Below are 15,649 nucleotides of genomic sequence, written 5' to 3'. Positions count from 1 at the left end.
CATCCGCCTGCCGGCACCTTCTCCCCGTGAAGACGCCCCCTCTCCCCGTTTTCACGAAGAGAGGGTAAGGTGAGGGGCAGCGCCGAGGTTGGAGATTGTCCACGTACAACCCGGCCGCCATGTTGATATCAGGCGTAAACTCGCGACCTACTTCGCCGCAGCTTCCGCTTGCAGCGCCTTCAGGTCCCAGCAGCTGTCGGGCTTGAGGTCGGCCTTGGTCGTCGCCTTCTCCAGCGTGTAGATGTAGGTGTGCGACGTGCCGGCCGGCTGGCCGCTCTGCAGCAGGAACTTTATGATGGCGTTCATGTCCCCCGACTGCCGGGCAAGGTCGGTCATGACAACCGCGCCATAAGTGCCGTCCTGCAGCTTGTCGCAGTCGGCCGCCTTTTCGCCGCCTCCGGTGGTGACCAGGAAAACCTTGCCCTCGAGCTTGGCATCACGGATCGCGGCCGACGCGCCAGTAGCATCACCATCCCAGAAGTCGATGATCGAGCAGATGTCGGGGTTCTGCTGCAGCATCGTCGTCGTGACATTGCGCGAGGTGGTCGCATCCCAGTTGGAGTCGGGCTTGGCCACGACCTGAAACTCGGGATGCTTTTCCAGTACCTTCATGATGCCGGCGTACTGATAAAGGCTGGAGGAGTTCGCTTGATCGCCCTGCACAAGGCCGATCTTTTTGGACGAGTTCTCGCCGCAGCCCTTGATCGCGGCTTCCGCCTCGAGTTGGCCGAGCCGGTCCCAATCGCTGCCGACAAAGGCATCGGCCGGGAAATTGGCGGGATTGTCGACCAGGATCACGTAGGTGCCGGCTGCCTGCGCCTTCTTCATCAGCTTGGAGTAGGAATTGAGGTCGGGCGCGTGGATGATCAGCACGTCAGGCCTGGTGTCGGAGGAGATGGCATCGGTGATCGCCTGCGCGCCGGCATCGACGACCCAGTTCGGATCGCGCGTCTCGAACGTGCCGCCCCAGGCCTCGACTTCGGTCTTCAGATAGTGCGCCCAGCCCTGCGCCAGGTCGAAGCCCATCGCCAGCGGCACCAGCATGACGCGTTTGCCCTTGAGTGCCTGCGCATAGGCAGCGGGGCCCGGATCGTCGGCAGCGAAGCTCGGCGCCACGAACGCGGTGACCGCAAGCGCCGTCGCGGCGGCCATCAATGTTTTGATCAGTTTCATGTCACATCCTCTGGTTGGTCGTTGTTATTTACGGCCGGCCCCAACCGTCCGCTTTGGTTTAGTCTTCCTGTTTGAGCATGATCTTTTCCGAAAAGTTCCCACTTTTCGGGATCATGCTCTAGATGTCGCCCTGCTGCGCGGTCTGTTCGTCACGCGGATTGATGATGCCGTCGACGATGATGGCACCGAGCAGGATCGCCGCCTTGATCAGGTTTTGGTAGAGCAGCGGAATGTCGATGATGGTCATCGCATTGAGCAGGATGCCGATCAGCGCCGCTCCGACCAGCACGTTTCGCACCCCGCCTCGTCCGCCCGAAAGCCCGATGCCGCCGATCACCGCCACCAGCACGATGTCGTAGAGCAGCGTCGAGTTGACGACGCGGGTGTTGATCGAATGCAGGCTGGCCGCCGTCAGCAGGCCGGCGATCAGCGCGACGAGGGCGGAAAGCACATAGCGCAGGACCAGCATCGGCCGCACTGGGATACCGATGTTGCGCGCGGCGACCGGATTATCACCGGCGAAATAGATGTAGCGGCCCCATTTGGTGTAGCGCAGGAACAGGAAGAACAGGAAAGCCAGTGCAGCGAAGACGAACACCTCGATGGGAATGTCGAGGAAGCGCAGGCCGCCAAGCAGTTCCACCCAATGGCCCTGCGGCACCGGAACCGCATCCTGCGTGATCAGTTGCGAGCGCACATAGCCGAAGACGAAGGAGCCGGTGGCAAGCGTCACGAAGATCGCCGGCACGTCGGCGTAAGCGACGAGAAAGCCGTTGAGCAGGCCGATGGCGAGCACGCCGGCCAGCACATAGGCGAAGGCGAGCCCGTCAGGCGTTCCTGAATTCATCAACTGCAGATACCAGGCGACCGACATCGCCATGATCGCCACCGCCGAGAGGTCGATGCCACGGCCAATGATGACGACCGCCATGCCCAATGCCAATATGCCCAGTACCGAGACCGAACGAACGATGGCAACGAGATTGTTCGGAGCGATGAAGCCCGGCAGGCCTATGGCCGCGGCAATGAACAGCATCACCGCTATGGCAAAGACAATACCTTCCTGGTTCAGGCTCTTGAAACTCGGCCGACCGATCGCGTTCATTGTCTGTCTTCACCCCGGCGGCAGCGCTGCCGCCCCTGGGAAGAAAGCTAATCGGCTCAACGTCGGTTCGTCAAATGAATCCGCGTTCAAAACACGGACTGCCGACGAGACTCGCGATGTGGACGCATTGATTGCTGATGCTGGCGCAATGCCTGGAAACTTCAGCACTTTTAGCAATTGTTTGCGCCATCCCTGCGTCTTGCGCAAGCACGACACCAAGGCGCAAGGCGAAGATGGAATTTAACCCTGCGGTGGATGGGAAAATTCAATTTTCGGTTCCCGGCCATGTGGCCGGAAACCTCGGCGCCGGCGGTCCTCGGCAACACCAGGAAACGGAACGACGCCACCAGCCCGATGACGCCGATCACCAGGAAGGTGACTCGAAAATCGACGAGGTCCAGCGCCGGCTGGGCCCTGGCGATCTGCGACAGGTTGAGGATCGCCGCAGCTATCGCCACACCGAACAGCATTGCCACCTGCTGCAGCATCGAGGACAGCGTCGCCGCCGAGCTGCGCTGCGCCGCGGCGACATCGGCGAAGGCCAGCGTGTTCAGCGCCGTGAACTGCATGGAACGCGACAGGCCGGCGATCAGCATCAGCCCCACCACGAGCGCCTGCGGCGTCTGCGGCGAGATCGCCGCGCAGGCCATGATCGATGCGGACGCAATGACGCCGTTGACGACCATCACCGAACGAAAGCCGAAGTGGCGCAGCATCGGCGTCGTCACCGTCTTCATCCCGAGATTGCCGAGGAAATAGGCCAGGATCATCATGCCGGCATCGACCGGGCTCATGCCAAAGCCGACCTGGAACAAAAGCGGCAGCAGGAACGGCGTGGCGTTGATCGCGACGCGGAATATGGTGCCGGCCGCAAGCGTCGAGATGGCGAAGGTCAGCACCTTGAACGAGGACAGGTCGAGCAGCGGATGGGGCGCGCGCCGGAGATGCCGCACCGCCAACCAGCCGATGACGATCCCTGCCGCGACCAGCAGCACCGTCGGCAGCACGCCGTCGTCGGGATGCGCGATACGCTCGAGGCCGCAGAGAAGGCAAGCAAGTCCCGCCGATGTCAGGAAGAAACCCGGCCAGTCGAGTGGCTTGGGATCGGCTTCACGGTCACCGGGGATGAAGCGGGCGACCAGCGCCAGCCCGATCAGCCCAAGCGGGATGTTGATGAAGAAATTCCAGTGCCAGGAGAGATAGGTGGTGATGAAACCGCCAAGCACCGGACCAACGACAGGCGCGAACAGCGCCGGCCAGGTGATGAGCGCGGTTGCGTTGAGCAGTTCCGATTTTGACGCGTTGCGCAGCACCAGGATGCGGCCGACCGGCGTCATCAATGCGCTGCCCAGCCCTTGCGCGGCGCGCGCCGCGACGAACTCGGTGAGATTCTCGGAGAAGCCGCAGGCGAGCGAAGCCAGCGTGAACAGTGCGATCGCCACCAGGAAGATGTTGCGCGCGCCGAACCGGTCGGCGAGCCAGCCCGACAGGGGCACGAACACAGCCATGGTCAGCATATAGATGGTGATGCCGATGCTCATCGCCACCGCCGGCACGCCGAAGGAGGCACCCATCTGCGGCAGCGACGTCGAGATGATCGTCGAATCCAAGAGCTGCATGAAGAAGGCAATGGCGACGATCAGCGCCACACGCCGCGAATTGCTGGCTGGGTCGGCTAAAACTTCAGTCTCGGGGATGGCAGTCATGACGGACCGCTTTGAACAGCATTTGGCCGGCGACGTCCAGATCCGTGTCCATTCGCGCCGGCCGGAAAAGCCGCGACGGCTTTGCCGCCAGGCTCTCCACCGATCTCGGCAACCCGGTCAAGGCTGTGGCCGACTGGCAAAGTTGCGTCGAGGCGCCGACATCGTCGTCGAGGCCTCGCGGCTGCCGGAACCGCAGCCGCTGCTGAAGACCGAGTGGATCAAGCGTGGCACGCTGGTCGTGCCCTATGGCACGATGAGCGCGGTCCGAAATACCTGTCGCCGGTCGGCGGCGCATCGGCCGGCTTCGTGCCGCTGCAGAAGGCGGTAACATCGATCCTGGCCGCCATCCGCCACAAAGCCAATCCGGTGATGCTCGATTTCCTGCCCGTCTCCGAGGGCGTCGAGGACCATGCCACGCAGACGCCGCTGGCCGTTTCGAAATGCGCCGCCATGATCGCACTGTGGCGCCGGTTGATCGCCTTCGAACTGATGGCGGCCGCCCAGGCCGTCGACCTGCGCGACGGGCAGACGCTGGCGCCGCGCATGGCCGCTATCCATAAGGCGACACGCGCGCTGGTGCCGGCGCTGAAGGAGGATCGGCCGCTCGGCATCGAAGCCGAAGCGCTTCATGCCGCGCTTGTCGATGGGAATTGGCAGCCGATCTTAGCCCCGGCCGACCTTGTCGAGGAACAGACGTAGCTCGGCCGGGTCCATGTGCACCACATGCCTGTCCTCGGGATAGACGCCGCTGTTGACGTCGGCGACATATTCGGAGAATGCGGCCACCCGCTCCGCCTGCAACCGATCATATTCAGCGGCGAAGTTGCGATAGACCTTGGAGTGTCGTGGCATGTGGCCCCGATTCTGCCCGAGGATATCTTCGGCGAACAGATATTGCGCGTCGCAACCGGTGCCCGCGCCCATCGACAGCATGATCAGCGAGGTACGCTCGGAGATCGCCTTGGCGACCTCGACCGGCACCACTTCGATTTCGGCGCCGATCGCGCCGGCGGCCTCGAGCTGTTTCACCGCTTCGAACACCTGCATGGCGGTGTCGGCGGTCTTGCCGACCGCCTTGAAGCCGCCGGTCCATGTCGCGCGGGATGGAATGAGGCCGACATGGCCGATGACGGGGATGGCATCGTCCGCCATGCGTTTGATGGTGGCGTAGCCCGCGCTGCAATAGACCGCGTCGGCGCCGGCCTTGTAGAGCCGGAAAGCCCAACGCAGGAAATCATCCGATATGCCGATTTCGTAGAAATTGTCTCCCGGCATGGTGAACAGGCTCGGTGCCGCATCGCGGTATTGCGGGTTGAGCACGAGTTCCGGCGGCACGGAGACGATATCGACCCCTGCCCGCTCGGCAGCTTCCGCCTCGTCCAGGGTCAGCACGCGCAGCATGGTCAGCTGACGCTTGCCTTTCATGGCGCGCAGGTCGGCGACGGTCGGTCTCTTTCGGCTCATTAAACGTTCCTCTTTTGCTTGCCGCGGTGCCGGATCGGTGTGCCGCGCTTTAGATCTCGATCATCACCTTCCCAGCTTCGATCTTCACCGGATAGGTCGCAAGATTGACGCAGACCGGCGCGCCCTTGGCCTGGCCGGTCTTATAGTTGAAGCGGCCATTGTGCTTGGGACATTCGATGATGTCGTCCATCACCAGCCCGTCGGCGAGATGTGCCTTCTCATGCGTGCAGAAACCGTCGGTGGCGAAGAATTCATTGTCCGGGGAGCGATAGATCGCGAAGGTTCGGCCACCGTGGTCGAAGCGGATGACATCCTCTTCCTCGACATCGTCCACCGCACACGCTTCAATCCAATCGACCATCTCTGTCTCCCGCAACCATTCGCGATCCTTATTCAGCCGCCGCCGACATGTCGAACTCATGGAATTCGCCGCGATAGGGCCTGGCCGTCGGCGGCAGCTCGCGCTTGAGGTAGTAGTCCTCGTATTTCAGCTGCCTGAGCAGGACCGGCCAGACCTCGCGATAGGCATGCCACATCGACGGGTTCGGCACGGGCAGGTCGTGCTTGATCAGCTCATGCAGCCTGGGCAGCGCATGATAGGGCACCATCGGGAACATGTGGTGCTCCACATGATAGTTCATGTTCCAGTAGATGAACCGGCTGATCGGGTTCATGTAGACGGTGCGCGTGTTGAGCCGGTGGTCGACGACATTGTCGGCCAGCCCGATATGCTGCAGCAGGCCGGTGGTCACCATGTGCCAGGTGCCGTAGAGGCGCGGCAAACCAATCAGCACCACCGGTATCCATGACCTGAGGACGACCGCGACAGCGATCGTCGCAATGTACACGGCAACATGCCACCGCGCGGCCGTCACGGCCTTTGCCCATTCCATTTCCGGAACATAGCTCTTTTCCTCGTCGGACAGCTTGCCGAAAGCCTGGCGCACGAGCGTCGGCAGCGAATAGCGGAAATCGAGAATGCCGGTGAAGGCCAGCGCCGCCTTCAACAGGTCCGGCGGCCGCATGACGGCGATCTCGGCATCGCGGCCGACGATGATGGTGTCGGTGTGGTGGCGGGCATGGCTCCAGCGCCACTGCACTGGATTGCGCATCAGCATGAAGGAGGCGATGTGGTACACGACATCGTTCATCCAGCGCGTGCGGAAGGCCGTGCCATGGCCGCATTCGTGCCAGCGCGAGTCGCTAGACGAGCCGTAGAGCACGCCGTAGATGAATAGGAACGGCACCACCCACCATGAGCCCCAGAACCATATGATGCCGGCGGCCGAGGCCAGGATCGCAACAATCCAGATGATGGTGTCGCGGATCGCCGGCCCGTCGGAACGCTGCATCAGCTCCTTCATCACCTTGCGGGGGACATCGGTGTGGTACCATTCGGCGGAGGCCAGGCCGGTCTCGATCGCGGCCCTGGTGCTTTCACCGACCAGGCTGTAATCCCGCTTTTTTGCCATCGTCTTCACACGGGCCTCCAAACTTCTCGCACCGCTCGCAATCCGGTCCGCCGGCCGGAGGGCTTGCTTTGAATACATGTCGCGCTCATGCCGGGCCCGCCAGTCTCCGGAAATTGCCGGAAGGCCGAGGATAATCCTGTTCGGGCTGGCGGGCGATCGCCGCAATCCTGGCTTCGGCGCCGGCGATCGCTTCCCTGCCGTCCAGGACCCGGAACACGGCATCGTAGGCGCGGCCTTCGTCATGCTCCAGCCAGATCATTTCGCCGCGTTCGCGCGCGGCGAGATCGCCGAGCACATGATGCGTCGATGGCTCGATGCCCAGCGCATAGTGTCCGGCCTGGAAATTCTGCCATTGATAGGCGCAAGGCAGCTGGTCTTTCCGCGTCACCATTTCGAAGCCGAGGCCGAGCCGGTCGTTGACCACCGCCACTGGTACCTCGCCCTTTCCATCGGCGTCCATTTCATGCTGCCAGACCTGTTCGCTGAACCCCATTCGCGGTTCCGGCACGGTGCGGTAGCCGACCTTCTGCGCCTCATAGCGCTCGCCGGCATGGCCGGCCCACACCACGTCGCGGATTGGCGCGAGGTAGCGTGAGCCCTCGTCAAGCAGGGGATGACTGACATTCACATGGTAGAAATACATATGCGGCGTGCGATTGAAGCCATGGTTCACGACGCGGTCGGACAGCCGGATCTCGTTGCCGCCGACATCCGCCTCGATCCGCCGGATCAGATGCAGATCCTCGCCGAATACCGCCGATTGCTGGACGATGCCTTCGGCCCACAGCACGCAGCGGTCGCCGTCCCACGCCTCACCGTAGCCGGTCAGCCGCGCCGGGATGGTGCCGACACGGCCATGCAGCGAATGGATCACGGTCTTCTTGCCGGGATAGTTGTAGTTCTCGGCCGGCACCTCTTCCCGACCCAGTATATGGTCGAGGCCGCAGGTGACCAGCAAACCGGAAAAGGAGCGCGCCCAGGCCAGCCCCCCTTCCCCCTCATAGTCGTGAAGACCGGGGTTGCGAAAACCGCCCGGCGAGTGCCAGCCGATCGCCTGGCCCTTGAAGTCGCAATCGGCGATGTCGAGCGCGCGGTCGACGAGTGCGGTGAAGCGCAGGCCGGAGCCGGTGCGGAACTCCAGCATGCGGACACCGCGCTCCACCCCGTCGCCGAGCGTCATCAGCCGCACGCCGGCGAACTGCGACAGCATGCCGGAGCGTTCCGAGACCTGCCGGCGCGAGAGCGTCTTGCCATAAAGCTCTACCATGCCGTCACTGCGCCCTCTTCATCAGAGCCGACAGGTCGGCGCCGGTGATGATGCTTTCCACGGTCAGCAGATCGGTATCGGCGACCGTCTGCTCGGCAACGATCTCGCCGCGGCGCATGACGATGATGCGGTCGGCAACCTCGAACACGTGATGGATGTTGTGGGTGATGAGCAGCACCGAATGGCCGGCCTGACGCATCTCCTTGACGAAGCGCAGCACGCCATGGGTTTCCTCGACGCCGAGATTGTTGGTCGGCTCGTCGAGGATGATCACCTTGGCGGCGAACTGCATGGCCCGCGAAATGGCGATCGACTGGCGCTCGCCGCCCGACAGCGTTGAGACCAGCGCGTCGGCGTCGAGTTTCTTCGAGATGCCGACGCGCTTCAGCAGGGAGGAGGCAGCATCGCGCAGCTTGGCGAGATCGAGCGGCGCAAACACGCCCAACCATTTGAAATTGACCGGTTCGCGGCCGAGGAAGAGGTTGCGCGCGATACTGAGATCCGGCGCCAGCGACGTATCCTGGTGGATGGTCTCGATGCCGAGATCCATCGCGTCGCGCGTCGAGCGGATCGAAACCTTCTGCCCGCGCACATAGATGTCACCGCGATCGACCGGGAAGACGCCGGAGATCGCCTTGATCAGCGTCGATTTGCCGGCGCCATTGTCGCCGAGCAGGGCCACTATCTCGCCTTCTCTCAGCGTCAGCGAGGCATTCTTCAGCGCGCGCACGCTGCCGAAGGATTTTTGCAGGTTCTGCAGCCGAAGCACTTCTTGCATCATAGTCAGCTCCTTGCCGCGTTTTTCTGCAGCAAAGCATGCAGGATGAGCATGGCGAGGATGATCACGCCGACGAAGATGTTGTAGGCGAGGCCGGGCACGCCGACGAGCACGATGCCGTTACGGATGGCGCGCAGCATCAGCGCGCCGACGATGGTGCCCAGGATGGTGCCGCGTCCGCCGGTCAGCGCCGTGCCGCCAACCACCACCATGGCGATCACTTCGAGCTCATAGCCTGTGCCGGCCACCGGCGAAGCGGCCGAAATACGAAAGGCGCTGATCATGCCGGCAAGCCCGGCCAGCACCGAGGTGGCGATGAACAGCCATATCTTGACGGCGTCCGCCGGCACGCCGCGGGCCACTGCCGCGTTGCGGTTGGAACCGATGGCGCTGATCCAGTTGCCGAGCTTGGCATAGCGCAGGACGTAGATTGCCAGCAGCGACAGGCCGACGAACCACCACAGCGAGGTGTAGAAGCGGAACGAGCCGATATTGAAGCTGCCGGCAAGCAGCGTCACGAAGAAGCCAGGCTGGTCCCACGACTTCAGCGGGAAACCCTGCGTGATGTAGAGGGCCGCGCCACGCACGATCAGCAGCATGGACAGGGTCACCAGGAATGACGAGATGCCGATCTTGGTGACGATCACCCCATTGATCGCCCCGATCGCGATGCACAGTAAAAGTCCAGCCAGAAGGGCGACGCCGATATCCACCCCGCCGTTCTGCACCAGAAGCATCACGACCACTGGCGCCAGGCCGAATACGGCACCGACCGACAGGTCGAACTCGCCGGCCGTCAGAAGCAGCGTCATGCCGAGCGCGATGATGCCGAGCTCGGGCAGGAACGCCATCATGTTGGAGATGTTGAGCGGCGACAGGAAATTGCCGTCCGCGATCGCGAATACCACGAGAAGGACGACGAGGATGATGAACGAGGAAAATTGCGGCGAGCGCATCAGCCTCGACCTGCTCCTGGCGCTTGCTGCGCCCTCTTCCGCGGTGACTGCCATGACGTTCTGAACCATGCTGTTTGCAGGCGCCCGCCGCCGGCGCGGCGGGCGTCCATTTTCACTTCTTGTCGTAGAGTTTGAGGATCGGCTCGACGCTCGACGCGTCGTAGAGACCGAAAGTGTGGATGTCGTAGCCGATTGGCTCGCCCGAGGCGGCAAGCCCGAGCAGTGCTACCGGCATGAAGCCCTGCGCCGATGGGTACTGCCAGGCCGCAGCGTTGACGAAACCGTCCTGGACGGCTTGCGCCGTCTCCTTCGAATTGCCCCAGCCGACGACCGGGATTTTGCCTGCCGGCACGCCGGCGCCGTCGAAGACCCGCTTGACGCTGGCCGCCACGGAATCGCCGAGCGCGATGATCGCCGGCGGATTGTTGGCAACCATATAGTCGGTCATCTTGGCGATGATGCCGGCCGGATCGGTGCCGCAATCGACCACGTCATATTTGATGCCGAGCGGATCGAAGACGCTGGCGATGCCTTCGGTCTCGAGCTGCTGGTAGCTTGCGCCGGGGACTTCGACCGGCAGAAAGACCTTGTCACCCTGCTTCACCATTTTGTGGTCGACAAGATACTTTGCCCAGATCGTGCCGGCCTCCTTCAGGTCGGCGCCGACATAGGCCTGCCGCCCCGTCGCCGGATCGTCGGTGTTGAAGAACACGATCGGGATGCCGGCGGCCTTCGCCGCCTTGACCTCCTCGGTCCACAGGCCAGGCTGCGCCGAGGTGGTGGCGATGCCATCGGGCTTGGCGGCAAGCGCGGAATTGAAGGCTTCCTTCTGCGCCGCCATGTCGCCGCCGCTGAAGGAGATCTTGCAGGTCACCTTGAGCTGGTCGCAGGCCTTTGTGGCGCCGGCGTTCCAGTCGATCCAGAACGCATCCGACGGGCCGCCATGCGACAGTAGATAAAAGGTCTTCTGGCCGTCCTGTGCCTGCGCGGCCGACCCGAACGCGATGCCGGCAAGCACAGTCGCGGCGGCCGCCAATTTCAATGCAAATTTCAACATTGCTTTCCTCCTTGTTTGGAGCCGTGCCGCCATGCACAGGCGGCGCGGCCGGCCGTCACAGGCCGTTGGCGCGGAACTTCCCGTCGAGGAATGTCTTGGCGCGCGGCACGTCGTCTTCCGACAGGTGCTCGATGATGACCGGAATGTTCGGGTGCTTCTCGGCAAGCCGCTGAAGATAAAGGTCGTAGTTGAGCGAGCCGAGGCCGGGCGCCGGCAGTTCGATCTCGCCGACGCCGCGGAAGGTGTGGCTTTCCATGGCATCCTCATCGCCGATGTCGGCGTGCTTTTCCGACTTGTCGCTGCCCGAGCGCTTGACGTCCTTGGCATGCGCTATCCTGATCTTGTCCGTCAACGTGTCGAACACCTGGTTCAGGATCTGGTCCATCCGGTCGATGTTGTGCGTCTCGAAATAGTTGGTCGGGTCCATCAGCAGGCCAAGGCCCGGGTGATCGACCTGCGCGAACATCTTGACCGTCTCCTCGACCGAGCCGACGACGTTGTTGACATAGGTTTCGAGCAGGAAGACCGCGCCATGGTCATAGGCCGTCTGGGCAAGATCTGATATCACCTTGCGGCATTCCTCGAACCCCTCCTCGGTCTTGTTCTTGGGGTGGTGCACCCAGTCGGATTCGGTGTTGTAGGTGCCGGTTTCCGAGATCACGTAGGGCGAGCCGAAATGGCGGGCGTTGCGGATGATCTCCTTGAGGTAGCCGACGCGCTTGTCGCGCTCTGCCTTGTCGGGATGGATGATGTTGGTGTAGCCCGACACGCAGCAGACCGGCAGGTTGTGGTCGCGGAAGACATCGCGCACGGTCTTGGCCTTGTCCTTGGTGATCTGCCCGGCGGACAGGTCGATATCCCTGAAATGCAGGTCGAGCTGCACCGTGTTGAAACCGAGCCCGCGGATCTTCTTCGCCGTCTCTTCGAGGCCGTACGGGAAATAGCCCGTGAAAATACCTGCCTGCATCATGGTGTGAATTCCTCCCTGTAAGCGATTCAGTTACCAGTGATTTCAATTGATCGGGTTTGTCGAGATTTCGGAAAGCTTGACCGTGCGGCCCGAAGCGATCGAGCGATAGCCCGCCTCTACCAGCGCCATGGTCTTGACGTTGTCGGCGACGGAAAGCGCCGGTGGCGTGCCTGTCTTCACGGCGTGCTGGAGTTGTTCCATCACGCCGATGAAAGCATGCGGGAACCACATCGTGTCCCAGCTTGGGCTGACCCACTCGCCATCCGTTGTCTCGGCCGAGGCATAGGTGAGCGTCGAGGCCGCACCGGTCGGCCAGCCGATCGTGCCCTTGGCGACGCCCTTGGTGCCGTCGACGCGCCAGTTGATGTGCTGGTCGTCCTTGTAGCCTTCTTGCCGCGGACCGGACCAGACATCCTCCAGCGACACGGCGAGCACGCCGGACGGGAAGCGCAGCGTCGAGACGGTGATGCCGTCGGTGTGTTCGAAAGTCGTGCGCGGATCCTTGCGCGTCAGCGTGGTGATCTCATCGGGATCGCCGAACAGGAAACGCAGCACGTCGAGATGATGCACGCTCATGTTGGCAAGCGTCAGCCGGTCGTACTCCTCGAGGAAGCCTTGCCAGTGCGGGATCGCATGCATGTCGATCTGCGCGAAGACGACGTCGCCGAGCGCGCCGCTGTCGATGATCTGCTTCAGCACGCGCATCGACTGGTCGTAGCGCATGTTCTGGTTGACCGAGAGGATCTTGCCCGCCTTCGCCGCCTCGTCGCGCAGCTTCACCGCTTCCTCGACCGACAGCGCCAGCGGCTTCTGCGCCAGGATCGCCTTGATGTGCTTCTGCTTCAGCGCGTGGCGGATCAGCGCCGGCTGCTGGTCCGGCGGGAAAGCCAGGTCGATGATCTCGACTTGCGGATCCTCGATCAGTCGTTCCGGCGTGTCGTGGACGGTCGGAATGCCCCAGCGCATGGCGACCTTCTGCGCATTCGCCCTTGTACGCGAAGCGATCGCCACGACAGGAAAGCCTGCTTCCTTATAGGCCGCGAGATGGCATTCAGCCATGATCATGCCGGCGCCGACGCAGCCGATCTTGAATTCGCTGGTGCGAACCTTCACGTCCGGCTCGAAGCCTTTGCCTGCCATGTCTTCCTCCCAGAATTCTGTCTTCGCGGCCGTCGTCATCTCGCCAACGCGCCTCCAGATGCTGGCAACCGGAGCCGCGGCATGCGGATCGGATCAGGCATTGGAATTCCCTCCCTCGGGGCCAATGTTTCCTCCACGAGCCCATGAGGGATATTGACGGCAGTCACGGAAGGCTGTCAACATCATGAATAATCAAAACACCTCACAATCTAGCAGAAAGGCGAAGGAATGCGTCATACCGGAATCCATACACCGCTCCTGATGCCTCGATTTGATGGGAAATCTATCTTCCCACGGCGATGCGATCCTGCCGGGCGATCTGATTTAGCCCGGCGGCTTGCGCATCGGCCAAGGCCGGATACATCATTTCCCATCAGAATCGCGGATGGCGAAGAGCAGTCGCCACCCGGCCGGCGGTCGGCATTGCGTGATCCTGATGCATTGAGGAGATGAAAGACGGTGCGTTCCACCCTGACTGACATAGCCCGGGAAGCCGGCGTTTCCGCCGCCACCGTCGACCGTGTTCTCAACAACCGTCCGGGGGTGCGGGCGCGCACGCGCGAAATCGTGCTCGAAATGGCGCAGCGTCTTGGCTACATCGCCGAAGGCGCGAACGGGGCACCTCTCAAGCCCTTGTCCGGCGATGTCATCCGGCTCGACTTCGCGCTGCCGGCCGGCACCAATTCCTTCATCAAGATGCTGCATCGCCACATCGAAGCCCAAGCCTTGGCGCGGCCGGATCTCGATGTCCATATCACCACCATTGAGGGTTTCAATCCCGACCGGCTCGCACGCCTTTTGCAGGATCTGCGCGGCCAGACGCAGGGCGTTGGGGTCATCGCGCTCGACCATCCAACGGTGCGCGAGGCCATCCGCTCGCTGTCGGCCAACGACGTCAAGGTGGTGACAATCGCCTCCGACATCCTGCATGTGCCAAGGGTCGCGTATATCGGCATCGACAACCGCGCCGCCGGGCGGCTGGCCGGCTACCTGCTCAACCGTTTCATGGGCTCGGAACGTCCTGGCAAGGTGGCGCTGTTCGCCGGCTCGCTCTCCTATCGCGGCCATGAGGAACGCGAGATGGGATTCCGGCACATATTGGCCGAGGAATCGCCCAATCTGGAGATCGTCGAAATGCGCGAGATGCTTGACGACCGCGAAAAGGCCTATTCGGAGGCATCAGCCCTTCTGGAGCGGCACCCCGACCTGGCCGCGATCTACAATGTCGGCGCGGGCAACACCGGCATTGCCCGCGCGCTCAAGGAGCGCGGCCGTGCGATCTCGATGGTTTTCCTCGGCCATGAGGTAACCGAAGGCACCAAGGAGCTTCTGCTCGACGGCACGCTCGACGCGGTCATCGACCAGAACCCGCGCGTCGAAGCGCGCGAAGCGCTCAACACCTTGACCCATGCGGTCCGGAGACTGCCTTACGAATTGCACCAGCCGAGGCTCCAGGTGATCTTCAAGGAGAACATCCCAGAGATCTGACACTCTCTGAAATGGAGCGGCGCCGGAACCCCTGCCCGTTCAGCACGCCCGCTACTGGACGGCCGCGACTTCCGCGCCGGCCGCGTCGACAAAGCTCTTGTCGATCCATTTGCCGTAGTCGATCGAGCCCTTCAAAAGCCCGGCACCGGCCATGAATTTCTCTTCGCCCTTGAGCGCCTCGATCGCATCGTCGGGCAGCCTCGGATCCTGGTGAAAGACGCCGTCGGCATAGGTCTTGCGCACCGATTTCTCCGACGACTTGGTCGCCTCGACGAATGTCTTGATCGTCTCGTCGGGATGGGCATCGGCCCAGCGCGAAATCTCGATGTCGACCTTCAGCAGCCGCTTGACCAGGTCGGGATATTTCGCCGCGAAGGCACCGTTGACCGAAATAACGTTCGGCACGTTCCATTCCGGATGGGTGCTGGTGTCGAAGAGCACCCGTGCCTCGCCGGTGTCGACCAGCTTGGCCGCGGTCGAATCCGTTTCGACGAGGGCGTCGATGTCGCCGCGCAGCAGTGCCGGGCCGGATGCCTCGAAAGGCAGGTTCAATCCCTCGACATCACCGGTCGTCAGGCCGACGCTGTTCAGCGCCTTGCTGAAATTCGAGTGCCGCACCGTACCGGTGAGATAGGCGACCTTCTTGCCTTTGAGGTCCTGCAGCGTCTTCAGTGGAGAGTCGGATTTGACCACGATATACGAGCCGCCCGACCGCACATAGCTCGACAGGCCAATCAGCTTGACATCGGCGCCGGAGGCGGCGACGCGCAACGCGGGATTGTTGCCGGTATAGGTGAATTCGATGGCGCCTGTCGCAAGCGCCGTCGTCGCCTCGGAGCCGCCATTGAAGGTGACAAGTTCGACCTTGATGCCGTCCTTGGCGAACTCCTTTTCCCACCAGCCGTCCTTCTGTGCGAGGACGAATTTGAGGTGCCCCGGCGCGGTGCTGCCGATGCGGATGAATTCGGGCTTGTCCTGCGCGAAGGCGGGCATGCCGCCAAGGCCGATGACGACGGCAATGGCGCCCTTCAGGAACAGCCGGCGAAATCCGTCGAATGCAATGTTGGACATGA

General features: G+C 62.7%; 15 protein-coding genes and 1 pseudogene. 3 read left to right on the top strand and 13 right to left on the bottom strand.

Annotation, left to right across the window (positions count from 1 at the left end):
* Positions 1–147: 147 nt before the first annotated feature.
* From FJ972_RS14000 to FJ972_RS13990, 3 genes are all read right to left on the bottom strand, one after another.
* On the bottom strand, positions 148–1,173 hold the full coding sequence (locus tag FJ972_RS14000; protein ID WP_140499876.1) for a sugar ABC transporter substrate-binding protein: 1,026 nt from the start codon (positions 1,171–1,173) through the stop codon (positions 148–150).
* A 118-nt stretch (positions 1,174–1,291) separates the two neighbouring features.
* On the bottom strand, positions 1,292–2,278 hold the full coding sequence (locus FJ972_RS13995; protein WP_140521556.1) for an ABC transporter permease: 987 nt from the start codon (positions 2,276–2,278) through the stop codon (positions 1,292–1,294).
* A gap of 170 nt (positions 2,279–2,448) precedes the next feature.
* Entirely contained in the window at positions 2,449–3,984 is a 1,536-nt protein-coding gene (locus FJ972_RS13990) for a DHA2 family efflux MFS transporter permease subunit (protein ID WP_226880587.1), read from the bottom strand.
* Between the two features lie 37 nt (positions 3,985–4,021).
* Between FJ972_RS13990 and FJ972_RS13985 the strand changes: the two are divergent.
* A pseudogene (locus FJ972_RS13985) lies at positions 4,022–4,249 on the top strand (ornithine cyclodeaminase family protein); the annotation flags it as partial.
* Positions 4,198–4,683, top strand: coding sequence for an aromatic amino acid lyase (locus FJ972_RS13980; RefSeq protein WP_413466336.1), 486 nt, complete (start codon positions 4,198–4,200; stop codon positions 4,681–4,683). The pseudogene FJ972_RS13985 and the gene FJ972_RS13980, both read left to right, overlap by 52 nt.
* Here FJ972_RS13980 and FJ972_RS13975 read toward each other — a convergent pair.
* The 9 genes from FJ972_RS13975 to FJ972_RS13935 form a co-directional block, all read right to left on the bottom strand.
* Positions 4,648–5,448: a 3-methyl-2-oxobutanoate hydroxymethyltransferase gene (locus FJ972_RS13975; RefSeq protein WP_140521555.1), complete on the bottom strand. Its 801-nt coding sequence runs from the start codon at positions 5,446–5,448 to the stop codon at positions 4,648–4,650. The two genes, FJ972_RS13980 and FJ972_RS13975, sit on opposite strands and share 36 nt — an antisense overlap.
* Positions 5,449–5,497: 49 nt before the next feature.
* Entirely contained in the window at positions 5,498–5,809 is a 312-nt protein-coding gene (locus FJ972_RS13970; protein ID WP_140515869.1) for a MocE family 2Fe-2S type ferredoxin, read from the bottom strand.
* A 28-nt stretch (positions 5,810–5,837) separates the two neighbouring features.
* Entirely contained in the window at positions 5,838–6,920 is a 1,083-nt protein-coding gene (locus tag FJ972_RS13965; protein WP_140500160.1) for a fatty acid desaturase family protein, read from the bottom strand.
* Positions 6,921–7,005: 85 nt separating this feature from the next.
* Positions 7,006–8,187 (bottom strand): aldose 1-epimerase family protein, encoded by a 1,182-nt coding sequence (locus FJ972_RS13960; RefSeq protein ID WP_140499885.1) that lies wholly within the window; start codon positions 8,185–8,187, stop codon positions 7,006–7,008.
* A 4-nt stretch (positions 8,188–8,191) separates the two neighbouring features.
* Complete coding sequence (locus FJ972_RS13955; RefSeq protein WP_140499887.1) at positions 8,192–8,968, bottom strand: ATP-binding cassette domain-containing protein; 777 nt, start codon at positions 8,966–8,968, stop codon at positions 8,192–8,194.
* A 2-nt stretch (positions 8,969–8,970) separates the two neighbouring features.
* A complete protein-coding gene (locus tag FJ972_RS13950) occupies positions 8,971–9,990 on the bottom strand; it encodes an ABC transporter permease (protein ID WP_181165269.1) in 1,020 nt (339 codons plus the stop codon).
* Between the two features lie 43 nt (positions 9,991–10,033).
* On the bottom strand, positions 10,034–10,978 hold the full coding sequence (locus FJ972_RS13945) for a substrate-binding domain-containing protein (protein WP_140499889.1): 945 nt from the start codon (positions 10,976–10,978) through the stop codon (positions 10,034–10,036).
* Positions 10,979–11,033: 55 nt separating this feature from the next.
* The gene (locus FJ972_RS13940; RefSeq protein ID WP_140499891.1) at positions 11,034–11,948 is read right to left on the bottom strand and encodes a sugar phosphate isomerase/epimerase family protein; all 915 of its coding nucleotides are present in this window, start codon (positions 11,946–11,948) and stop codon (positions 11,034–11,036) included.
* A 42-nt stretch (positions 11,949–11,990) separates the two neighbouring features.
* Entirely contained in the window at positions 11,991–13,088 is a 1,098-nt protein-coding gene (locus tag FJ972_RS13935; RefSeq protein WP_140521554.1) for a Gfo/Idh/MocA family protein, read from the bottom strand.
* Between the two features lie 459 nt (positions 13,089–13,547).
* On the opposite strand from FJ972_RS13935, the gene FJ972_RS13930 reads away from it, so the two are divergent.
* Positions 13,548–14,576, top strand: a complete 1,029-nt coding sequence (locus FJ972_RS13930; RefSeq protein WP_140521553.1) for a LacI family DNA-binding transcriptional regulator — start codon at positions 13,548–13,550, stop codon at positions 14,574–14,576.
* A 51-nt stretch (positions 14,577–14,627) separates the two neighbouring features.
* Here FJ972_RS13930 and FJ972_RS13925 read toward each other — a convergent pair whose 3' ends face one another.
* Positions 14,628–15,647 carry an aliphatic sulfonate ABC transporter substrate-binding protein gene (locus FJ972_RS13925; RefSeq protein ID WP_140521552.1) on the bottom strand — a complete coding sequence of 340 codons (1,020 nt, stop codon included), beginning with the start codon at positions 15,645–15,647 and terminating at the stop codon, positions 14,628–14,630.
* Positions 15,648–15,649: the final 2 nt, after the last annotated feature.

Source organism: Mesorhizobium sp. B2-1-1 (assembly GCF_006442975.2).
GTDB lineage: Bacteria > Pseudomonadota > Alphaproteobacteria > Rhizobiales > Rhizobiaceae > Mesorhizobium.
The sequence above is the reverse complement of the archived record's forward strand: the minus strand, read 5'-3'. Positions and strand labels throughout refer to the sequence as shown.

Excerpts from the sequence above, each read along its gene's own strand:
- FJ972_RS13965 (WP_140500160.1), bottom strand. The coding sequence starts at position 6,920 with ATGGCAAAAAAGCGGGATTACAGCCTGGTCGGTGAAAGCACCAGGGCC.
- FJ972_RS13960 (WP_140499885.1), bottom strand. The coding sequence starts at position 8,187 with ATGGTAGAGCTTTATGGCAAGACGCTCTCGCGCCGGCAGGTCTCGGAA.
- FJ972_RS13945 (WP_140499889.1), bottom strand. The coding sequence starts at position 10,978 with ATGTTGAAATTTGCATTGAAATTGGCGGCCGCCGCGACTGTGCTTGCC.
- FJ972_RS13990 (WP_226880587.1), bottom strand. The coding sequence starts at position 3,984 with ATGACTGCCATCCCCGAGACTGAAGTTTTAGCCGACCCAGCCAGCAAT.
- FJ972_RS13955 (WP_140499887.1), bottom strand. The coding sequence starts at position 8,968 with ATGATGCAAGAAGTGCTTCGGCTGCAGAACCTGCAAAAATCCTTCGGC.
- FJ972_RS13925 (WP_140521552.1), bottom strand. The coding sequence starts at position 15,647 with ATGTCCAACATTGCATTCGACGGATTTCGCCGGCTGTTCCTGAAGGGC.
- FJ972_RS13950 (WP_181165269.1), bottom strand. The coding sequence starts at position 9,990 with ATGGTTCAGAACGTCATGGCAGTCACCGCGGAAGAGGGCGCAGCAAGC.
- FJ972_RS13940 (WP_140499891.1), bottom strand. The coding sequence starts at position 11,948 with ATGATGCAGGCAGGTATTTTCACGGGCTATTTCCCGTACGGCCTCGAA.
- FJ972_RS14000 (WP_140499876.1), bottom strand. The coding sequence starts at position 1,173 with ATGAAACTGATCAAAACATTGATGGCCGCCGCGACGGCGCTTGCGGTC.
- FJ972_RS13935 (WP_140521554.1), bottom strand. The coding sequence starts at position 13,088 with ATGGCAGGCAAAGGCTTCGAGCCGGACGTGAAGGTTCGCACCAGCGAA.
- FJ972_RS13995 (WP_140521556.1), bottom strand. The coding sequence starts at position 2,278 with ATGAACGCGATCGGTCGGCCGAGTTTCAAGAGCCTGAACCAGGAAGGT.
- FJ972_RS13975 (WP_140521555.1), bottom strand. The coding sequence starts at position 5,448 with ATGAGCCGAAAGAGACCGACCGTCGCCGACCTGCGCGCCATGAAAGGC.
- FJ972_RS13970 (WP_140515869.1), bottom strand. The coding sequence starts at position 5,809 with ATGGTCGATTGGATTGAAGCGTGTGCGGTGGACGATGTCGAGGAAGAG.